The 16638-nt window shown below is 67.6% G+C and carries 17 protein-coding genes; 8 read left to right on the forward strand and 9 right to left on the reverse strand.

Features of this window, described 5'->3' with window-relative positions; translation table 11 throughout:
* Nucleotides 1–50: 50 nt before the first annotated feature.
* A complete protein-coding gene (locus tag ACFTSF_RS37530; protein ID WP_380159887.1) occupies nt 51–1562 on the forward strand; it encodes an LCP family protein in 1512 nt (503 codons plus the stop codon).
* A gap of 6 nt (nt 1563–1568) precedes the next feature.
* Here ACFTSF_RS37530 and ACFTSF_RS37535 read toward each other — a convergent pair whose 3' ends face one another.
* Nucleotides 1569–2333 carry an SDR family NAD(P)-dependent oxidoreductase gene (locus ACFTSF_RS37535; protein ID WP_380159889.1) on the reverse strand — a complete coding sequence of 255 codons (765 nt, stop codon included), beginning with the start codon at nt 2331–2333 and terminating at the stop codon, nt 1569–1571.
* A complete protein-coding gene (locus tag ACFTSF_RS37540) occupies nt 2330–2896 on the reverse strand; it encodes a TetR/AcrR family transcriptional regulator (RefSeq protein WP_380159891.1) in 567 nt (188 codons plus the stop codon). The genes ACFTSF_RS37535 and ACFTSF_RS37540 overlap by 4 nt, the downstream gene beginning before the upstream one ends.
* A gap of 103 nt (nt 2897–2999) precedes the next feature.
* On the opposite strand from ACFTSF_RS37540, the gene ACFTSF_RS37545 reads away from it, so the two are divergent.
* Genes ACFTSF_RS37545 through ACFTSF_RS37560 form a run of 4 tightly spaced genes read left to right on the forward strand, consistent with a single transcriptional unit; the run spans nt 3000 to nt 7363 of the window.
* Nucleotides 3000–4577 carry an ABC-F family ATP-binding cassette domain-containing protein gene (locus tag ACFTSF_RS37545; RefSeq protein ID WP_380159892.1) on the forward strand — a complete coding sequence of 526 codons (1578 nt, stop codon included), beginning with the start codon at nt 3000–3002 and terminating at the stop codon, nt 4575–4577.
* Nucleotides 4564–5544, forward strand: coding sequence for a virginiamycin B lyase (locus tag ACFTSF_RS37550; protein ID WP_380159894.1), 981 nt, complete (start codon nt 4564–4566; stop codon nt 5542–5544). Before ACFTSF_RS37545 ends, ACFTSF_RS37550 begins: the two co-directional genes overlap by 14 nt.
* A 57-nt stretch (nt 5545–5601) precedes the next feature.
* Entirely contained in the window at nt 5602–6510 is a 909-nt protein-coding gene (locus ACFTSF_RS37555; RefSeq protein ID WP_380159896.1) for a UbiA prenyltransferase family protein, read from the forward strand.
* Between the two features lie 46 nt (nt 6511–6556).
* Entirely contained in the window at nt 6557–7363 is an 807-nt protein-coding gene (locus ACFTSF_RS37560) for a phytanoyl-CoA dioxygenase family protein (RefSeq protein ID WP_380159897.1), read from the forward strand.
* Here the strand turns inward: ACFTSF_RS37560 and ACFTSF_RS37565 are convergent.
* The 3 genes from ACFTSF_RS37565 to ACFTSF_RS37575 are packed head-to-tail and all read right to left on the reverse strand — an operon-like array spanning nt 7360 to nt 9273.
* Nucleotides 7360–7695 (reverse strand): AraC family ligand binding domain-containing protein, encoded by a 336-nt coding sequence (locus ACFTSF_RS37565; protein WP_380159899.1) that lies wholly within the window; start codon nt 7693–7695, stop codon nt 7360–7362. The genes ACFTSF_RS37560 and ACFTSF_RS37565 overlap by 4 nt on opposite strands.
* 31 nt (nt 7696–7726) lie before the next feature.
* Nucleotides 7727–8311, reverse strand: coding sequence for a YdeI/OmpD-associated family protein (locus tag ACFTSF_RS37570; RefSeq protein ID WP_344160269.1), 585 nt, complete (start codon nt 8309–8311; stop codon nt 7727–7729).
* Entirely contained in the window at nt 8308–9273 is a 966-nt protein-coding gene (locus ACFTSF_RS37575) for a helix-turn-helix transcriptional regulator (protein WP_380159901.1), read from the reverse strand. Before ACFTSF_RS37575 ends, ACFTSF_RS37570 begins: the two co-directional genes overlap by 4 nt.
* A gap of 157 nt (nt 9274–9430) precedes the next feature.
* Here ACFTSF_RS37575 and ACFTSF_RS37580 point away from each other — a divergent pair, with 157 nt between their 5' ends.
* Complete coding sequence (locus ACFTSF_RS37580) at nt 9431–10603, forward strand: zinc-dependent metalloprotease family protein (RefSeq protein WP_380159902.1); 1173 nt, start codon at nt 9431–9433, stop codon at nt 10601–10603.
* Nucleotides 10604–10658: 55 nt separating this feature from the next.
* On the opposite strand, the gene ACFTSF_RS37585 is transcribed toward ACFTSF_RS37580, so the two are convergent.
* Both ACFTSF_RS37585 and ACFTSF_RS37590 read right to left on the reverse strand, forming a co-directional pair.
* Nucleotides 10659–11795 carry a cytochrome P450 gene (locus ACFTSF_RS37585; RefSeq protein WP_380159904.1) on the reverse strand — a complete coding sequence of 379 codons (1137 nt, stop codon included), beginning with the start codon at nt 11793–11795 and terminating at the stop codon, nt 10659–10661.
* A 65-nt stretch (nt 11796–11860) separates the two neighbouring features.
* Complete coding sequence (locus tag ACFTSF_RS37590) at nt 11861–12709, reverse strand: NAD(P)H-binding protein (protein WP_380159906.1); 849 nt, start codon at nt 12707–12709, stop codon at nt 11861–11863.
* Between the two features lie 75 nt (nt 12710–12784).
* On the opposite strand from ACFTSF_RS37590, the gene ACFTSF_RS37595 reads away from it, so the two are divergent.
* The gene (locus ACFTSF_RS37595) at nt 12785–13720 is read left to right on the forward strand and encodes an AraC family transcriptional regulator (protein ID WP_344160284.1); all 936 of its coding nucleotides are present in this window, start codon (nt 12785–12787) and stop codon (nt 13718–13720) included.
* Here the strand turns inward: ACFTSF_RS37595 and ACFTSF_RS37600 are convergent.
* Nucleotides 13717–14406: a dienelactone hydrolase family protein gene (locus ACFTSF_RS37600; protein ID WP_380159908.1), complete on the reverse strand. Its 690-nt coding sequence runs from the start codon at nt 14404–14406 to the stop codon at nt 13717–13719. The two genes, ACFTSF_RS37595 and ACFTSF_RS37600, sit on opposite strands and share 4 nt — an antisense overlap.
* 10 nt (nt 14407–14416) lie before the next feature.
* Nucleotides 14417–15628: an MFS transporter gene (locus ACFTSF_RS37605; RefSeq protein ID WP_380159910.1), complete on the reverse strand. Its 1212-nt coding sequence runs from the start codon at nt 15626–15628 to the stop codon at nt 14417–14419.
* Between the two features lie 82 nt (nt 15629–15710).
* Here ACFTSF_RS37605 and ACFTSF_RS37610 point away from each other — a divergent pair, with 82 nt between their 5' ends.
* A complete protein-coding gene (locus tag ACFTSF_RS37610) occupies nt 15711–16625 on the forward strand; it encodes a LysR family transcriptional regulator (protein ID WP_380159912.1) in 915 nt (304 codons plus the stop codon).
* The last annotated feature ends 13 nt before the right edge of the window (nt 16626–16638 follow it).

Here is a 16638-nt window from a genome sequence, read left to right on the forward strand (position 1 = left end):
GCGGTTCGGGGCCGCGTCCTTGTCCTGTCGCCGGTTGATGAGTGGAGCCCATGTCCTCGAGCAGCAATCCTGGGTCCGGAGCTCGCCGTGCGCGGCGGGCCAGACGTCGTGAGCGGTCCGGCATCGCGGCACTCGCACTGGCGATCGTGGGGGTGCTGCTACCGGGGCTCGGCTACCTCCTGGCCGGGCGGCGACGCCTCGGAGCCGTGCTGGTCACACTCAGCCTCACCCTGTACGGCGCCGCTGCGTACCTGGCGCTCGCTCGTCGCGACGACGTGATCACGTGGGCACTGAACCCCGACGTACTGCTGCTGATGGTGGTCGCGCTCGGCGTGATCGCGCTGTATTGGGTCACGGTCCTCGTCACGTCGTACAAGATGCTCCGGCCGCTGACGGCAGGACCTGGCGCGCGGCTGGCCGGGTCCGCGGTGATCGGGCTGGTCTGCTTCGGGATGGCGTCGAGTACGGCGCTCGGCGCGCAGACGCTGATGGCGCAACGGCAGCTTGTGGAGAAGGTGTTCTCCGGTGAGCAGTCGAAGAGCCAGACCCGGCCGAAGATCAACAACACCAAGGACCCGTGGGCCCAGTTCCCCCGCCTGAACATCCTGCTCCTCGGCGCCGACGACGGCGAAGGCCGCGACAACACCCGGACCGACTCGGTGATGATCGCGAGTATCGACACCCGCACCGGGAAGACGGCCCTGATCTCGCTGGCCCGGAACTGGATGCGAATGCCGTTCCCGGAAGGAACCGCTCTGCACAAGGAGTTCCCGACCGGCTTCTGGGACCCAAACGGTCTGAAGGAACAGCCGAACTACTACCTCGACGCGATGTACCGAATGGTGCCCGCCGAGCACCGCGACCTGATCGGTCCCTCGGACAACCCGGGCGCCGACGTACTGAAGATGTCGGTCAGCGAAGCCCTCGGCCTGAAGCTGCACTACTACGTGCAGGTGAACCTGGCCGGCTTCGCCCAGCTCGTCGAGGCGCTCGGCGGCATCACCGTCAACATCAACTACAAAGTCCCCGTCGGCGGCAACGACGACAAGAAGATCCCCCCGAGCCGCTACCTCGACCCCGGCCCGAACCGGCACCTCAACGGCACCGACGCCCTCTGGTTCGCCCGCGGCCGCTACAAGGTCCAGGGCGCCGACGTCGCCCGCCAGGCCCGCCAGCGCTGCACCGTCAAAGCCATCGTCGAACGCGCCACTCCGCAGAACGTCCTGGCCAACTACCTCGACCTGGCCAAGGCCGGCGAGAGCCTGATCCGCACCGACATCCCGCAAACCATCCTGCCCGCCTTCGTCACCCTCGGCCAGCGGATCAAGAACGGCGCCATCACCAACATCGACCTCGACAAGAAGAAGAACTACCCCAGCGGCCGCAACCCCAACTACGCGGCGATGCGCCAACTGATCCAGCAGCACCTCAACCCACCAACCAAGCCCGCAACCCCCAAACCCACCGCACCCAAGCCGACCGCCCCCGCCACCCGCAAACCCAACCCCAAACCAACCACCCCCGACCTCGCCGAAGCCTGCGCCTACAACCCGACCGGCTGAGTGGGGTCAGGCGTAGCGGATGCCGAGGCCGCCGTCTACCGACCAGTTGGCGCCGGTGACGAAGGCGGCGGCGGGGGAGGCCAGGAAGCAGACGACTTCGGCTACGTCTTCGGGGGTGCCGATGCGGCCGAGGGGGTGGACGGTGAGGGCGTGGGTGCGTTCGGTGGGGAAGTTGGTGAAGAACTCTTCGAGTAGGTCGGTGGCTATGTAGCCGGGGCTGACGGCGTTGACTCGGATGTTGTGGGGGCCTACGTCGAGGGCCAGGGAGCGGGTCATGCCGACCAGGCCGGACTTGGCGGCGGCGTAGGGGAACATGCCGGCGGTGGTGAGGGAGGAGTGGATGGAGGCGATGTTGACGATCGCGCCGTGGTTGTTCTCGATCATCGAGGGGAGGACCTGGCGGGCCATCAGCCAGGCGCCTTTCAGGTCGACGTCGAAGACTGAGTCCCATTCGGCGACGGTCATCTGGGTTGCGTCGGCGTAGGCGTTCTTGCCGGCGTTGTTGACCAGGACGGTCGCGGGGCCTAGGTCGGCGGCCAGTTGGGTGACGGCTGCTGCGACTGAGCGCTCGTCGGTGATGTCGCCGATCGCGGAGGCGGCTCGGGCGCCGGTTGCTTGTAGCTCGGCGGTGGTCGACGCGAGCTGACCAGCCAGTACGTCGATCAGCCCGACCGCGGCACCTTCGGCGGCTGCCTTCTCGGCGACCGCACGACCGATTCCGCGCGCAGCCCCGGTCACCAACACGACTTCATCGCTCAAGCGCCCAGTCACATGCCCGAGGCTAGTCGGGCGTACCGGTCGGCTGCCGCCCGACTCATCGGCTGCTTGAGCAGGACGAGCTGGTGGTAGAGCGGCGCGGTCGCCGCGACCACCGTCTCGTGGGCATTCGTCGTCGCCGGCACCTCGCCGCGCGCGATTGCCCGCTCGACGACGACGGCCGAGCGGCGGTAGCGGTCGGCCCAGAACGCGGTGAGCGCGTCCGCGGCTTCCGGCGTACGGAAGGAGGCGGCGATCACGGCCTGGGTGATGGACGGCTGCTCGGTCAGGGCGTCGTACACCTCGCGGTTGAGCGCGATCAGATCGCCCTTGAGTGAGCCGGTGTCGGCGGGAGCCCAGTCGTCGTCGGTCTGCAGGAGGTCGACGAGCAGTCCGGCGACCGTCTTCCACCGTCGGTACACGGTCGTCCGGTGCACCCCGGATCGCGCCGCGACGCCGTCGATGGTCAGCCCGTCGTACCCGTGCTCGGTCAGCTCGGCGGCGACAGCAGCCAGTACGTCGGCGCGCACGCGCGCGGTCCGTCCACCCGGCCTACTTGCGCGATCGGTCTCGGTCATGTCATCATCTTAACGCAACATTCGTCGCATTAAGGAGCTAGCCAGTGATCTCTTCTGACCCGCTGTTCGCCAATCCGAACCCGCGAGAGTCAGGAGCATCTGTATGTCTACCCAGCTGTCTTTGCATGAGATCACCAAGTCGTTCGATCACCAGCTAGTCCTCGACCGCGTCAGCTGCGCCTTCCCGCCTGGGCAGGTCAGCGGGCTGATCGGCGAAAACGGTTCCGGCAAGTCGACGCTGCTGCGGATCGCCGCCGGCCTGGAGCCGGCAGACGAGGGTTCGGTGACCGCGACCGGCAGCCTGGGCTTCCTTGCCCAGGACAATCCGTTGCCGCTCGACCTCGACGTCGCTGCTCTCGCCGACCACGCGCTGGCGGACCTGCGCCGGATCGAGGCCCGGCTGCGCGAGCTGGAAGGTCGGCTCGCGGCGGGTGCGCTCGACGTACTGGATGAGTACGGCGATCTGCAGGCCGAGTTCGAGGCTCGGGAGGGGTACGACGCGGACGCTCGGTTCGCTCGTGCGACTCACGGGCTCGGGCTCAGCACGGTCCCGGCCGACCGTCGGTTGTCGGAGTTGTCGGGTGGCGAGCTCGCCCGGCTGCACCTGGCCGCGGTTCTCGCCTCGTCGCCGGAGATCTTGCTGCTCGACGAACCAACCAACCATTTGGATATGACGGCCGCGACCTGGCTGGAGGATCACCTGCGGTCCCGGCGCGGTACGACCGTGGTGGTTTCGCACGACCGCGCGTTCCTGGAGCGGGTCGCCTCGACGCTCTTCGAGGTCGACGGTGACACGCACCGGATCACGCGGTACGGCAACGGCTACCAGGGCTACCTGGTGGAGAAGGCGGCCGAGCGGGCGCGGCTCGAACAGGCCCGGCAGCAGTGGGAGGACGACGTCGCCGAGATGCGCGTCACCGTTCGCACGACCGCGGACCGGGTTGCCTACGGGCGGCCGATGAAGGACAACAACAAGGTCGCGTACGACCGTGCAACCGGCCGAGTGAACCAGGCGGAGCGGAGCAAGATCCGCAATGCCAAGGAGCGGTTGCGCCGGTTGGAGGAAGATCCGGCACCGATTCCGGCCAAGCCGTTGCGCTTCACCGCGTCACTGCGCACGACCGGTTCGGCGGCCGGGCTGGACGCGATCGGTGTCGCGGTCGCGGGACGGCTCCGGCCGACCTCGATCGACGTACCGGCCGGTGGGCGCCTGCTCATCACCGGACCGAACGGCATCGGCAAGTCCACGCTGCTCGACGTCCTGGCCGGCCGGCTGCAACCGGACTCCGGGTACGTCGAACGCCGCGGCCGGATCGGCTATCTCCACCAGGAGGTGACCGAACCGCGTCCCGATGAACCGCTCCGGATGGCACTCTCCCGTCATCAGGGCGCAGCCGGGCTGGGGTTGTTCCGCGCGGACCAGTTGTCGACGAGGGTCGGCGACCTGTCCACCGGACAACGCCGCCGACTCGCCCTGGCCCGCCTGCTGAGTACGCCGTACGACGTGCTGCTGCTCGACGAACCCACCAACCACCTGTCGCTCGTCCTGGTCGAGGAACTGGAGGCAGCGCTCGACCGGTACGCCGGAGCGCTCGTCGTGGTCAGCCACGACCGCCGGTTCGTCTCGCGCTGGCGTGGCGCCGTACTCGATCTGAAGGAGTCCTGCCTTGTCACACACTGAAATCTCCGGCCCGGGTGAGGGCCCGTACGGCGTCGCGATCGCAGCCGGCGAGGTGTGGACCACCCTGGTGCACGCCGGCGCGATCGTCCGCCTGAACCCGGATGCGTCGAAGCACTCGCCCGCAGGCGAACTCGGGCAATGCCATGACCTCGGCGAGCCCGAGCGTCATGACCTGGGCGGATCCGAGCAGCGTCACGACCTGGGCGGGCCCGGGCAGCGCGACGCTGCCGCCTCGCCCCGGCAGCGGTACGACCTGGGCGCGCCCGGTTCTCGTCCGATGGTGATCACCTCGGGCGCCGACGGCGTCTGGTTCACCCGGAGCGGTGACGATCAGATCGGGCACATCGATGCCTCTGGCAACGTGTCCGCGATCGCGGTTCCGGGTGCGCCGTACGGGATCTGCGTTGGGCCCGACAACGCCTTGTGGTGCACGTTGATGAGCACGGATGAGGTCTCGCGGATCACGGTCGACGGGGAGGTGACGACGTACCCGATCGGGGTTGCCGGTGCGTTCCCGGCGGTGATCACTGCCGCCGAGGATCTGTGGTTCACGCTCAACCAGGGGAACGCGATCGGGCGGATGACCACCGCCGGCGCCGTGACGACGTACCCGTTGCCGACTGAAGGTGCCGGGCCGGTCGGGATCAGCGCCGGGCCGGAGGCGGTCTGGTTCGTGGAACTGCAGGCCGACCAGGCCGGGCGGATCAGCGCGGACGGGAAGATCGAGGAGTTCGCGTTGCCGGCGGGGTCGAAGCCGCATGCGGTAGTGGCGACTCCGGATGGCGGGTGCTGGATCACGTTGTGGGGCTCGGGTTCGCTCGTGCGGCTCGATTCTGACGGCACGGTGGTCGAGACGATTGAGCTGGGTGAAGGATCCGAGCCGCACGGGCTGGCCGTCGACAGCGACGGTTCGGTCTGGGTGGCGCTCGAGAATGGTTCGCTTGCTCACATCCACGCTGGAGAGTGAGGGGTCTCACGCGGTAGAGGGAGGTGCTGTCCGGCGCGACAGGAGGAGAGTGGTGGTGTGGCCACCACGGCGATGACCCGGACAGCACCGCACAGAGTTCGTGATGTGATCGCGGTCGGGCGGCCCGCGTTCTGGGTCGTCTCGATCGTTCCCTACTACGTCGGCATCCTGCTCGCGACGCGGGAGCTGATCCCGCCGCTCGACCAGTGGCCGCGGCTGATCGTCGGCGCGGTCGTGATGGGCCCGCTGGTCTGGCTCGCCGTACTCGCGGTCAACGACGCATACGACCTGCCGAGTGACCGGCTCAATCCCCGCAAGGCGAAATCGCCCTTGCTGGACGGGCGAATCACGCTCCGCCAGGCGAAGCGACTGGCCTTCGCGGCGGCGGTCGCGGCGGTCGGCATCAGCCTGCATGTCGGGATCGTGTTCGCGCTCGGCGTGCTGCTCGCGGTACTGCTCGGGTACGCGTACAGCGTGCCGCCGGTGCGGCTGAAGACCCGCGCCGGATTCGACGTTGCGGTCAACGCATTGGCGCTCGGCGCCTTCGGCCCGCTGGCTGGTTGGGCTGCGATCAACCCCGACCTGAGCGACTTCCCGTGGCTGATGGGTCTGCAGGGGACACTCGCTGCGATCGGCCTTTATCTGCCGACCACGCTGGCCGATCTGGAGGCCGACCGGGCCGCGGGGTACCAGACGATCGCGGTCCGGTACGGCGCAGGAACGACGTACAGGCTCGGGTACGGCGCCTGGGTCGCGGCGGCGGCGTTGTCGGTCATCCTGGCCGCGACGGACACGATCATTCCGCGCAGCATGCTGGTGCTCGAGGTGGTGATGGTGCCGGTGCTGGTTGTGGCCTACCGCAAGCTGATCGGGCCGCAGCAGTCGTTCAAGGGGATCATCGTGCTGGCATCGCTCTTCCTGTTCCCGTGTGCGACGTTCGCGCTGACGTATACAGGAAAGATTTGATCAGTGATCTTTACAACGACAGAAACGCCAGGGACCCTCGTGACCCATGACAGTGACTCGCTCCGAGCTGGAGGCCGGCTACACCCTCAGCCAGGCTGACCGCGCGCACTTCCGCCAGCACGGCTTCGTGAAACTGAAGAACGTGCTGAGCCCCGAGACGATCGCGGCGTACGAGCCGGAGATCACCGGGAAGGTCATCGAGCTGAACACCCAGCACCTGCCGCTGGCGGAGCGGGACACGTACGGCAAGGCGTTCCTGCAGGTGACGAACCTGTGGCAGCACAGCGAGCGGGTGCTCGAGTTCGTGTCGTCACCGCGGCTCGCGCGGATCGCGGCGCAATTGCTCGGCGTGCAGTCAGTGCGGCTGTACCACGATCAGGCGCTGTACAAGGAGTCCGGCGGCGGCGTGACGCCGTGGCACGCGGACCAGTACTACTGGCCGTTCGCTACCGACCGGTGCGTGACGGTGTGGGTACCGCTGCAGGAGACTCCGATGGAAATGGGCCCACTCTCCTTCGCCGCAGGCAGCCACACCTTCGAGCACGGCCGCGACCTCCCGATCAGCGACGAATCCGAGCGAGTGCTGCAGAAAGCCCTTGCTGAACAGGAGTTTCCGGAGGTCTCCGAGCCCTTCGAACTCGGCGAGGTCAGCTACCACCTGGGTTGGACTTTCCACCACGCGCCACCCAACACGACCGACGTACCGCGCCGGGTCATGACGGTCATCTACGTCGACGCCACGATGGAAATCTCCGAACCCGTCAACGACGCCCAACGCAACGACCTGTCCTGGATGCCCGGCACCCAACCCGGCGACGTCATCTCCTCGCCACTCAACCCGGTCCTCTACTAGCCGACAATCTCCAGCAACGGCTCCTGCCCGTCGGTCACCGGAAAGTACGCCAGGAACGTGACACCGTCGGGCCCGGCGTCGAACCGGATGAGCTCATCCGCCGGCTCGTAGAACAGGTCGCCCGGGTTCAGCACGAGCTCAGGCTCATCGCGCAACTGATAGATCGCCGACCCGGACTCGATACTCCCGAACACCGGCCCGTTGTGCGTATGCACCCCGACGGCCGTATCCGGCAACATCGTGATCCGCCGAGCCTGCACCCGCCGAACCGCCAAGTCAGCCGGAAGCACCTGATCAAGAACAACCTCACGAGTAATCGCTTCAATGCTCATGCCAGGAGTGTACATACCAATAGGTACAGAACTACAGAGTTCGCTTCTGGGGGTAGATGGTTTCGCCTCGGGTTAGTTGGGCTACGAACTGGGTGATGCGGCGGGTGCGGGTTTCGGGGCGTTTGGCGTTGTTGACTCGGTGGACTACGGCGAAGCGGTTGGCGCTGGTGAGGATGTCGAACATGGCTTGGGCTTGCGGTACGGCGGCTATCGCGGCGGCCAGGTCGGCGGGGATCTCGAGGTTGGCGGAGCCGCTGTAGGCGTTGGCCCAGCGGCCGTCGGCTTTGGCGCGGTCTACTTCGGCCCAGCCGGCTGGTTGCATGCGGCCGGCTTTGTCGAGGCGGGCGATGTATTCGACGTTGCGTTGGGACCAGGTACTGCGGGCGCGGCGCGGGGTGTAGCGCTGGAGGAAGGTGTATTCGTCGCGGGTCTTGCGCTGGCCGTCGATCCAGCCGTGGCACAGGGCTTCGTCGAGGGCGTCGGCGACGGCGAGGTTGGTGGGCGTGGTGACGTTCTTCTTCGCGCACACGAGCCAGACACCGTCGCTGGTCTGGTGGTTCGCGGCGAGCCAGTCGTGCCAGGCGGCTGCGTCGGCGAGGATCAGTTCGTCGGTCATGATGCTGTCTCCTGGAAGCGGGCGGCGATGTGGTGGGCGGCGGTGATGAGCTCGGGCGGGCCGACCAGCTCCAGGTCGCACTCGAACATGGCGAAGCGGGCCGCGAGTCCGCCCCAGGACCAGGCCGTCATGGTCACTCGACAGCTCGTCGCAGTGACCTCCTCGACCATCGTGTCCTGGCCGGACCATGGCGCGACCTCGCTGGCCGGGAGTTGCAGCACAGCCTCACCGCGGCAGGGGAACTGCTCCTTGGTCTTGAACTGCCGCGCGATGTACTCCGAGACGTTTCCGCCCGGCAGGTCGCGCAGGATGAACCGAGGCCCGGTCGGCGTCTTCGGCGTCATCCGGTCGACCCGGAACGTCCGCCAGTCCTTGCGATCCAGGTCCCAGCCGATCAAATACCACCGGCCGCCCCACGTGACCAGGTGATGCGGCTCGACCTTGCGTGGCGGCAACCACTCCCCCTCGGGCGCACCCGGTGACTGGTAGTCGAACCGCAGTACCTCCTGGGCGCGAACCGCCATCCCGATCGCGATGAGCTGGTTCGAATCAACCGTCGTACGGCGGTTTGGGTATCGATCGATGGTGGTCACCTGGAGCGCGTCGACGCGCTGTCGCAGTCGCGCGGGCATCACCTGGCGAACCGTGGCGAGTGCTCGCAACGCGCCTTCCTCGATACCGGTCACCGTGGTGGTCGCGGTTTGCAGGGCGACTGCGACCGCGATCGCCTGGTCGTCGTCGAACAGCAACGGCGGCAGCTCGGCGCCGGCGTCGAGGCGGTAGCCGCCGTCCGGGCCCTTGATCGCGCGCACCGGGTAGCCGAGATCGCGCAGGCGGTCGACATCCCGCCGTACCGTGCGCGCACTGACCTCGAGGCGGTCGGCCAGGAGCGCGCCCGGCCAGTCACGGCGCGCCTGGAGCAAGGAGAGCAGCGAGAGAAGCCGGGCTGAGGTTTCGGACATGGGACCAGCTTGCCATCAATAGCGGCCGGGTTCTGTCCGCTACCTGACTGCCTTAACCGCTTGACCCACTTGAGCCATGGCGCAGTTAGGTCGCCAAAAAGTACCGGAACCACCTACGGTAACGGGAGATCACTGACCGCCCCTCAAGGAGATCTGTATGAGGCCCCGCCCTGCCTTTTTGACCGTGTTCGGTTCACTCGCCGCCGCCGCGCTCGCCGCGACCAGCGCGGTCGCCGCCGTACCGTCCGACGGCCCGAACGCAGCCCCGCCCGTGTCGCAGGCCGTGCTCGCCACCGACACCGACGGCGACTCGCTGCCCGACACCTGGGAGACCAACGGGTACGACGCCAACGGTGACGGCGTCGTCGACGTCGACCTGAAGGCGATGGGTGCAGATCCGAAGAAGAAGGACCTGTTCGTCGAGCTGGACTACATGGCCGGGCGACTGGCCAGCGTGGCCGCGCTGGACCGGATCGTCCAGGTCTTCGCCCAGGCCCCGGTCATGAACCCGAACGGCACCGCCGGTATCAACATCCACCTCGACGCCGGGCCGGCCGGAGGCACGAAGTACAACCTGGGCGGTGGCAACGAGGTCCCCTACGACGCCGACCTGAACCCGGCTGCCACGGAGACCACGGCGATCAAGAACACCCACTTCAAGCCGGTACGCAAGGCCGTCTTCCACTACGCACTCTTCGGAGACAGCTACGGCGGTGGCTGCAGCAGCGGCAACGCGTTCGCGATCCCGAACGACACGTTCATCGTCACGGTCGGCCCGAAGTGCAACTGGAACGCGACCGACAACACCAACGTCGGCACGTTCATCCACGAACTGGGTCACAACCTTGGTCTCCGGCACGGCGGTTCGGACCACGTCAACTACAAGCCGAACTACCTGAGCGTGATGAACTACTTCTTCCAGCTCGGCGGTGTCCCGAAGGCCGACGGCACCCGCTACTGGAGCTACTCGAACGTCGCCCCGGGAGCGCTGAACGAGACCGCCCTGAAGGAGTCGATCGGCCTGGGCCCGAACCTCGAGGTGTACAAGACCAGCTGGAAGTGCCCGGACGGCACCAGCCGCACGACGACCGGTACCGCCAGCGGCCGGATCGACTGGAACTGCGACGGTGACACCACCGACACCGGTGCGGCCGACATCAACGACGACAACCTCACCAACACGCTGACCACCCAGAACAACTGGGCCAACATCACGTTCGGCGGCGGCGCCGTCGGTCAGGGTGCGAACATCCAGTCGAAGACCGCGCCGGCGGAGCTCCAGGAGATGACCCGCCAGGAGTGGACCGAACTCCAGCACGACCACAAGTAGTTCACTGAACAGAAAGGCCTTCACACTCAGGTGGGTGTGAAGGCCTTCTTGTTTGCTACCAGGTGACCGGCAACGCCTCGATCCCGCCGGTGAACTGATTGGGCCGAGCGGTCAACGCCTCCGCCGGTACGGCGACCGCCAGGTGCGGGAAGCGTCGATACAGCTGGCTGAACGGCACCTGGAGTTCCAGCCGGGCGAGTGGTGCGCCGATGCAGAAGTACGGTCCGTGCCCGAAAGACACGTGTGGATTGGGTTGCCGGGTACTCACGAAACCCGTGTCGGCTCCGACAACCACCGGATCCTCGTTCGCCTCGAGCAGTTGCAGTACGACGAGATCACCGGCCGCGATCGTCGCTTCGGGGAGCTCGATCGGCGCGTTCGCCCAGCGCGGTAGTCCGAACGCCTCGTCATTGCGGGCGGTCTCGCCGGGGAGCGGCATCGACGAGCGCAGGATCTCCTCGACCGCGGCCGGCACGAGCGAGGGGTCGACCCGCAGCGCCTGCTGCTGCTCGGGGTGCAACGAGAACTGCAGTACGCCGGTGTCGATCGCGGTGACCGTGGTCTCGTGACCGGCGAACAGCACCCCACCGCCCATCTGCGCGGCCTCGCCCAACGGGAATCCCTCCGGGTCCTCGAGGTGAGCCGCTGCCAAGCTCGACAACAGATCATCCGTCGGCCGCTCCAATCGCTGTGCGAGCAAACCACCGATGTACTCCGCCAATGCGGCGTACCCGGCGATCGATCGACCAGGATCGATCATGTCCGCGGTGTCCTCGGACCAGCCGCGGAAGCGCTCGCGATCCTCCGGCGGGACGCCCAGCAGTTCGCAGATCACCAACGCCGGCAGCGGAAACGACACCGCCTCGTGGAAGTCGGTCGGCCGATCCCGCAGTGCGAGATCGTCGAGGACCTGAGTCACCAGCTCCTCGACGCGCGGCCGGAACTGCTCCAGCCGGCGTGCACTGAACCATGGTCCGAGCAGCTTGCGCATCCGCTTGTGATCCGCGGCGGAGGTCGGTGTCTCCGGAGCGGGTGGCCCGAAGACCACCGACTCGGAGTACCGCGGGGCGGTCGACGGATCGGGATGCGTTCGGCCGAGCCGCGGGTCCGGCAGCAGGGCCTTGACGGTCGGGTAGTCGGAGACGAGCCAGGCGGGGTCACCAGTAGAGGTGACCGTTCGGCGGATGCTCATTCATCGATCAAAACATCGCCGCCGCCGACTCGCATCATCTTCCGTGTCCGATCGATCACGGTCGGTCAATCAGCCCAGATTCCGGTCGTCGCCGTTTCGCGGGCCCAGTCGGTGAAGTCGCGCGGCTTGCGGCCGAGGATCTGCTCGACGCCGTCCGACACGTACTCCGAGCGGTGGTTGCGGATGACCGCGAACAGGTCGCGGACGGCCTCCGAGTCTTCCCGGGTCTGCCCCTGCTCGATCAGTTCGGCGACATACTGCTCGGGGTCCAGGTCGACGTAGGTGATCGGCCGGCCGGTGGCGACGGTGAGCTCGGCGGCAACCTCCTCCATCGTGAGGGTGCGCGGACCGGACAGCGCGTAGGTCGCGCCGGTGTAGGCCTCGTCGAGCAGTACGGCGGCCATCACGTCACCGACGTCATTGGTGTCGATCCACGCCTCGCCACCGTCGCCGGCCGACAACCGGATCTCGCCGGCCAGGACGTCGTACCGGAAGAACTCCTCGCTGAAGTTCTGAGCGAACCAGGCCGGCTGGATGATCGTCCAGTCCGCACCACTGGCCTGTACGGCGTGCTCCAGTCCGAGCTGGCCTTCGTAGACGGCGAACTCGCGACCGGGGCTGCCGACACCGCGGCCGGACAGCAGGACGATGCGGCGCAGTCCTTCGTTGGCGGCCTGCTGCACGAAGCGGCCCGCTGCGGCGAGCCCGGTCGGGCCGACCGGCGGTGCCAGGTACGCCGTGTCGGCGCCGGCGATCGTCGGGGACCACGTGCTCTCGTCGTACCAGTCGAAGCGCTGCGCGCTGGATCGGGAGGCGAGGCGGTAGGGGACGTTGCGGGCGTCGAGCTGGGCCGCGACGCGGCGTCCGGTCTTGCCCTTGCCACCGACGATGAGGATTTCCGAAGTGTTTGTCATGGCTCTAGTTCATCGCGAGAGATTGAGCTTAACCATGGCTGTTCAGCGCAGTTCCATGTCCGATACGCTCAGGGTATGGACGTGCTCGATGACCTGCTGACCGGGACCCGCGCGGTGGACGGGGTGTTCAACCTCGGCATCCTGGAGCCGCCGTGGGCGCTGGAGATCCGCGAGGAGGCGCCGCTCGCGCTGGCGACGATGGTGCGCGGCGACGCATGGATCACCCGGGACGGGATCGAACCGCTCCGGATGGAACGCGGCGACGTCGCGGTCTTCACCGGCACCACGCCGTACGTCGTCGGTGACAGCGTCACGACCGCACCCCAGCTCCGGATCCTGCCCGGCAACATCTGCCAACCGTTGCCTGGGGCCCCTACTGACTACAGTGAGCGACTCGGCCTGCGCACGTACGGCGGTCGCGCGGAGGGCTCGGCGATGGTTGCCAGCGGCACCTATCAGGTGGCCGGTGATGTCAGTCGCCGACTGCTCAACGCACTGCCGTCGGTGCTGGTGGTTCCGGCCGCCGACCTGGCCGGGCCGGTGATGGACATGATCGCCGGGGAGATTCGCCGCGAGTCCCCCGGTCAGCAGAGTGTGCTGGATCGGTGGCTCGATCTCGCGTTGATCGTGACCCTACGAGCGTGGTTCGACCGGCCGGAATCACAGGCGCCCGGGTGGTACCAGGCGCAGACCGATCCGGTCGCTGGGTCGGCACTGCGTCTACTGCACGCAGATCCGGCGTACCCGTGGAGTGTTCCCGAGCTCGCCGATCGGGTCGGAGTGTCGCGCGCCAGCCTCGCCCGGCGGTTCACCGCAGTCGTCGGCGAAGCCCCGATGAGCTACCTCACGAGCTGGCGGATCACCCTCGCGGCCGACCAACTCCGCAGTACTCAAGACACCGTCGAAACCATCGCCCGCCGCGTCGGCTACGCAAACGCCTTCGCTCTGAGCGTCGCCTTCAAACGGGTCCGCGGTACGACGCCCACGGCCCACCGGCGACAGGCGGCCTAGCTCGTTGTCGCCTTCATGAACGCGAGGGCTTGCGGCCAGGCCAGGCGGAACGCGGCGGCGTTGACGGGGTTGTCGTGGCGGGACTTGTCGGTGTAGCCGTGGAGGGCGCCCGGGAAGTAGTGCGTGAAGGTCGCGCCGGTGGGGCGGGACTGGAGTGCGGTTTGCAGAGCCTCGAACTCGGCGTTCGACACGAGAGTGTCGGCGCTCGGGTAGCTGACGAGGACTGGCGCGGTGATGCCGGGCGCGTCGGTGGTCGTGTCGTAGGTGTGGTGCGGTGGCAGGTTCGACGGGATCGTCGGGTGGAAGGCGACGACATTGGCCAGGCGCTGGTCGCGGGCGCCGAGGAGTAGCGAGAACCGCCCACCGAGGCACCAACCGATCGCACCGACCTTGTTGCAGCCGAGGTCGTCGAACAGGTAGTCCAGCAAGGCCTGCTGTTCCGCCAGAGCCTGGTCGTCGTCCATGTCCGCCAGCAGCTCGGACAACTCTTCCCGGGTCGAGTTGTCGAGGCTCTTGCCCTTGAACGGATCCCAGACGAGCGCGGTGATCCCGGCGGCGGCGAGCTCGTCCGCCCAGTCGCGGATCTGCTCGCCGATCCCGGTGATCATCGGTAGCAGCAACATCCCTGCCCGGCCGACGCGCGCCAGATATGCGTCCTGGTCCCCAACAGTCACAGTCACACCCATGCGGTGGATCTTAGTGTTTGAGCATCCGCGGGACAGCAGCGTTGACGAGGATGAAGATCAGCACGGAGAAGATCAGCAGGGCCGTGGCGGCCGGGAGCAGCGCGATGCCCAGGCCGATGGCCAGGACGGGAAGCGCCAGACCGGCGTACGCGATCAGGAAGAGGGCGGCGAGGACCTCGCCTCGGGAGCCTGCATCGGCGAGTGCGGCGGCCGTAGCGACCGCGCCGCGGAAGACCAGACCGACACCGGCTCCGGCGATCACGCCGCCGATGGCGAACAGCGCGAGGTTCGGGATCAGGCCACCGACCGCGATACCCACCAGGCCGACGGACATGAAGGTCAGGCCGAGGCGCAGCTGGTTGCGGCGTTCCATCCGGACGAAGACGACCTGGCTGCCGGCTCCGGCGATGAAGACCGCGAAGGTGACGACACCGGCCAGGATCCGCGACGGCTGATGCAGCACGCCGGCCAGGAACGTCGGCGCGAGTGAGGTGAACAGCCCGAAGATCGAGAACGCCGCGAAGGCACCGATCGCACTCGCGAAGAACAGCGGCTTCGCGGCCGACGGCAATGCGACCCGCTGCGGCCGGTACGCCGGTCGCTCTTCCAGCCGCTCGACGGTCTCGGGGACGAGCGCGATCCCGACGGCGCTGAGCAGCAACAGCACGAGGAAGATCTCGTACGGGCGCTCGAGCGGAGAGGCGACGTACTGAGCGAGCACGCCACCGACCAGCGGACCGAAGGCCAGGCCACCGAGGTTGACCATGCTGGAGATCAGCGCGGACCGGCTCGGGTCTTCGTCCGGTCGGGCGATCTTGCGCAGTTCGGAGAGGTGAGCCGTTGCGGTGGCGGTCAGCACACCGACGCCGACGCCGGAGATGAAGCGGGCTAGCAGCAGCCCGGGGACGTCCGGCCAGATCAGGAAGATCGCGGCTGAGACCGCCTCGGCCAGTACGGCGAGCAGCGCGACCCGGCGTCGGCCGAGCCAGTCGCTGACGTGGCCGGCGAGGTACAGGCTGACCATCACGCCGACCGCGTAGGCCGCGAAGATCACCGTGATCAGGTACGTCGGGAAGCCGTCCCGCCGCTGGTAGATCGCGTAGAGCGGGGTCGGGACGGTCGAGAAGGCCATCGTGATCAGGAAGGCGGCGGCGATCACCCAGAACCCGGGCTGATGGGCGAACCGCACCCGGGACTCGACCGGGTTCAGTGTTGTGGACATGTCAACAGAGTCCCTCCGATGATCTATCGAGTCCAACGAAAGTTCTTGCACTGTCTTATCGAGGCTGGCGATAATTGACGCTGTGGACAGTCGGCAGCTCGAGTACTTCGTCGCGGTCGCGGAGGAGCTGAGTTTCACGCGGGCCGCGCAGCGGTTGTTCACCGTCCAGTCGACGGTGTCGGCCGCGATCCGCGCGCTGGAGACGGATCTGCGGACGACGTTGTTCGACCGATCGACCCGGCGGGTGACGCTGTCGGCAGCGGGAGCGGCGTTGCTACCGGAGGCGAAGGCTGCGCTGGAGGCGCTCGACCGGGCGCGTTCGGTGGTGGAGGAGGCCTCGACCGGGCTGCGCGGGAACCTCCGGATCGGCACGATGACGCGGCTCGGCCTGGTCGACCTCGCTCCGCTGCTCGGGGCCTTCCACCAGACGTATCCGTTGGTCGACGTACAGGTGACGACGTCGCCGACCGGGTCGAGCGGGCTGGCCGACGACGTACGGCATGGGCGGCTCGATGTTGCGCTGGTCGGTCTGCCGCTGGCGGAGCTGGGTGGGCTTGACGTCCGCGAGCTGGCGTCGGTGCCATTCGCCGTACTGGTGCCGCCTTCGCATCGGCTGGCCTCGGAGGTGTCGGTGGCGCTTGAGCAGTTGGCCGGGGAGCGGTTCGTCGACATGCTGCGTGGGTTCGGCAATCGGCGGATGGTGGATCAGGCCTTCGAACGGGCCGGCGTTCCGCGACAGGTGCAGGTCGAGGTGCCGGATCTGAGCGAGGTGCCGGAGTACGTTCGCGCCGGGCTCGGGATCGCCGTCGTACCGGACATTTCACCGTCGGTTGCCGGTGTGGTGCATCTGCCACTGACAAAGCCCGGGCTGACGTGGACCTTGTCGGTGGCAACGATCGCCGGACGGCAACCGAGCCGAGCCGTGGTCGCACTGCAGGAACTGCTCAGCGAGGCGGTCCGGCCCGGCACTTACTTCACCGGGGAATTGATCTCCTAGTACCGCGGTTGTC

It is taken from the genome of Kribbella sp. NPDC056951 (assembly GCF_042674205.1).
In the GTDB taxonomy this organism is placed as follows: domain Bacteria; phylum Actinomycetota; class Actinomycetes; order Propionibacteriales; family Kribbellaceae; genus Kribbella; species Kribbella yunnanensis.

Coding starts and splice junctions, on each gene's coding strand:
- ACFTSF_RS37580 (WP_380159902.1), top strand. CDS start 9,431: ATGAGGCCCCGCCCTGCCTTTTTGACCGTGTTCGGTTCACTCGCCGCC.
- ACFTSF_RS37540 (WP_380159891.1), bottom strand. CDS start 2,896: ATGACCGAGACCGATCGCGCAAGTAGGCCGGGTGGACGGACCGCGCGC.
- ACFTSF_RS37565 (WP_380159899.1), bottom strand. CDS start 7,695: ATGAGCATTGAAGCGATTACTCGTGAGGTTGTTCTTGATCAGGTGCTT.
- ACFTSF_RS37560 (WP_380159897.1), top strand. CDS start 6,557: ATGACAGTGACTCGCTCCGAGCTGGAGGCCGGCTACACCCTCAGCCAG.
- ACFTSF_RS37600 (WP_380159908.1), bottom strand. CDS start 14,406: ATGGGTGTGACTGTGACTGTTGGGGACCAGGACGCATATCTGGCGCGC.
- ACFTSF_RS37590 (WP_380159906.1), bottom strand. CDS start 12,709: ATGACAAACACTTCGGAAATCCTCATCGTCGGTGGCAAGGGCAAGACC.
- ACFTSF_RS37605 (WP_380159910.1), bottom strand. CDS start 15,628: ATGTCCACAACACTGAACCCGGTCGAGTCCCGGGTGCGGTTCGCCCAT.
- ACFTSF_RS37530 (WP_380159887.1), top strand. CDS start 51: ATGTCCTCGAGCAGCAATCCTGGGTCCGGAGCTCGCCGTGCGCGGCGG.
- ACFTSF_RS37570 (WP_344160269.1), bottom strand. CDS start 8,311: ATGACCGACGAACTGATCCTCGCCGACGCAGCCGCCTGGCACGACTGG.
- ACFTSF_RS37595 (WP_344160284.1), top strand. CDS start 12,785: ATGGACGTGCTCGATGACCTGCTGACCGGGACCCGCGCGGTGGACGGG.
- ACFTSF_RS37585 (WP_380159904.1), bottom strand. CDS start 11,795: ATGAGCATCCGCCGAACGGTCACCTCTACTGGTGACCCCGCCTGGCTC.
- ACFTSF_RS37545 (WP_380159892.1), top strand. CDS start 3,000: ATGTCTACCCAGCTGTCTTTGCATGAGATCACCAAGTCGTTCGATCAC.
- ACFTSF_RS37575 (WP_380159901.1), bottom strand. CDS start 9,273: ATGTCCGAAACCTCAGCCCGGCTTCTCTCGCTGCTCTCCTTGCTCCAG.